The 1,952-nt window shown below is 78.1% G+C and carries 2 protein-coding genes; one reads left to right on the forward strand and one right to left on the reverse strand.

Annotated elements, in window-relative coordinates; translation table 11 throughout:
* Window positions 1–949: glycosyltransferase family 2 protein (locus tag AWH51_RS14675; RefSeq protein ID WP_131798150.1), on the reverse strand; the 949-nt coding region annotated here is incomplete at its 3' end.
* Between the two features lie 65 nt (window positions 950–1,014).
* Here AWH51_RS14675 and AWH51_RS14680 point away from each other — a divergent pair.
* Window positions 1,015–1,952 (forward strand): glycosyltransferase family 2 protein (locus tag AWH51_RS14680; protein ID WP_131798151.1); only part of this gene is annotated, 938 nt, incomplete at its 3' end.

Genomic DNA, 1,952 nt, shown 5'->3' on the forward strand with positions numbered 1-1,952 from the left:
CCGCCGCGACGCCCGCGAGGCCGCCCGCGATCCGCACCGCGCCGCGCGCCGTGAGGGTCGCCCGCGCGACGGCGCGCTCCCGGCCGGATCCCGCGAGCGCGAGCGTCGTGCGGCTCCAGCTGTTGCCGCTGCTCATCGCCCGGAGCACCACCCAGCGGTGCGTCACGCGGGCGCGCGGCACGATGTCGAGCACGCGTGCGTCGGCGGCCCACAGCATCCGCCCGCCGTGCGCGACGACCGCGCGCGTGAAGAGCGTGTCCTCGCCACCCGTGGCGCCGAAGCCCGCGTCGAAGCGGAGGCGCCAGGCGCGCACGCGGCCGAGGTCGAGGAGGATGTTGTTGGTCGCCGCGACCTCGAGCACCGTGCCCGTCGCGGGGCGGCGGCGCTCGAAGAAGCGGCCCGCGCGGATCCACGCGTCGGGCTCCACCTCGAAGCGCGACTCCACGGGCCCGGCGACCGCCGCGCAGCCGGTCTCCCGCTGCAGCGCCAGCAGGGCGTCGAGCCAGCCCGGCGCCGGGCGCTCGTCGTCGTCGATGAAGACCAGCAGGTCGTCGTGCGGCGCCGCGTCGAGCGCGCGGTTGCGGCCCGCGGAGATGCCGGGCTCCGGCTCGTGCGCGTAGGCGACGTCGACGCCGGCGGACGCGGCCTGCGCCGCCGCCTCCGCGACGACGTCGCGGGCGCCCGCGTCGGGGTCGTTGTCGACCACCACGATGCGCGCGGCCGACGTCGCGCCCGCCGCTCCGCGGGCCTCGTCCACGAGCATCGGCAGCAGGGCGCGGATGTCGCGCGGCCGGCGGTAGGTGAGCACCGCGACTACCAGCGTCGGCAGCCCGCCGGCGGTGGGCCCGTCGGCGTCCTCGGCGGCAGCGTCCTCGGCGGCCGCGGCCCCGGCGGCCCCGGCCCCCTCGGCGTCGGTGCGGCGGGGGTCGGCGACGGCGTCGGAGCTCATCCCCCCATCATCCCAGCGACCCCGGCGCGCGTGCGCCCCGGGTCGCCGACCCGGAAGGACCCGCGATGACGTTCGCGTCCCTCGCCCCGCTGGCCGTCGTGGTCGTCAACTACGGCTCCCACGACCTGCTCGCCGCGAACCTCGCGCCCCTGTCGCGCGCCCGTCCGGAGCTCGCGGTCGTGGTGGTCGACAACCTCAGCACCGGCGCCGAGCGCGCGGCCGTCACCCGGCTCGCGGACGCCGAGGGCTGGCACCTGGAGCTGCCCGACGGCAACGAGGGCTTCGGCACCGGGATGAACCGCGGGGTCGCGCGGGCCTCCGCGATCGGCCGCAGCCACGTGCTGCTCCTCAACCCCGACGCGCTCATCGCCGCGGACGCCGTGGCCGCGCTGCTGGCCGCGTCGATCGCGGACGACGACGCCATGGTCGCGCCGCGCATCCTCCGCCCGGACGGGTCGCTGTGGTCCGCCGGGAGCGACCTCTACCTCGACGACGGCCGGATCCGGTCTCGCCGCCGCCGGGTGGAGGGCACGGCCCGGCGCATCGAGCCGTGGCTGAGCGGCGCGTGCCTGCTGCTGTCCGTGGCGCTGTTCGAGCGGGCGGGCGGGTTCGACGACGCCTACTTCCTGTACTGGGAGGACGTCGACCTGTCCCACCGGGTCGTCGCGGCGGGCGGGCGGCTCGCGCTGCTCGACGAGGTCGAGGCCGTGCACGCCGAGGGCGGCACGCAGGGCGCCGCCGGGCAGTCCGCGGGCCAGGCGAAGTCGCCGGTCTACTACTTCCACAACATCCGCAACCGGATGCTCTTCGCCGCGCGGCACCTCGACACCGCCGACCTCCGCGCCTGGCGGCGGAACGCGCCGCGGGTGGCATGGGAGATCCTGCTGCAGGGCGGGCGCCGGCAGCTGCTCGCGTCGCGGGCGCCGCTCACGGCGGGCCTCCGGGGGCTCCGCGACGGGGACCGCATCGCGCGCGCCGAGCTGCGGCGGCGGGCCGGCCGGGG

It is taken from the genome of Clavibacter tessellarius (assembly GCF_001618005.1).
In the GTDB taxonomy this organism is placed as follows: domain Bacteria; phylum Actinomycetota; class Actinomycetes; order Actinomycetales; family Microbacteriaceae; genus Clavibacter; species Clavibacter tessellarius_A.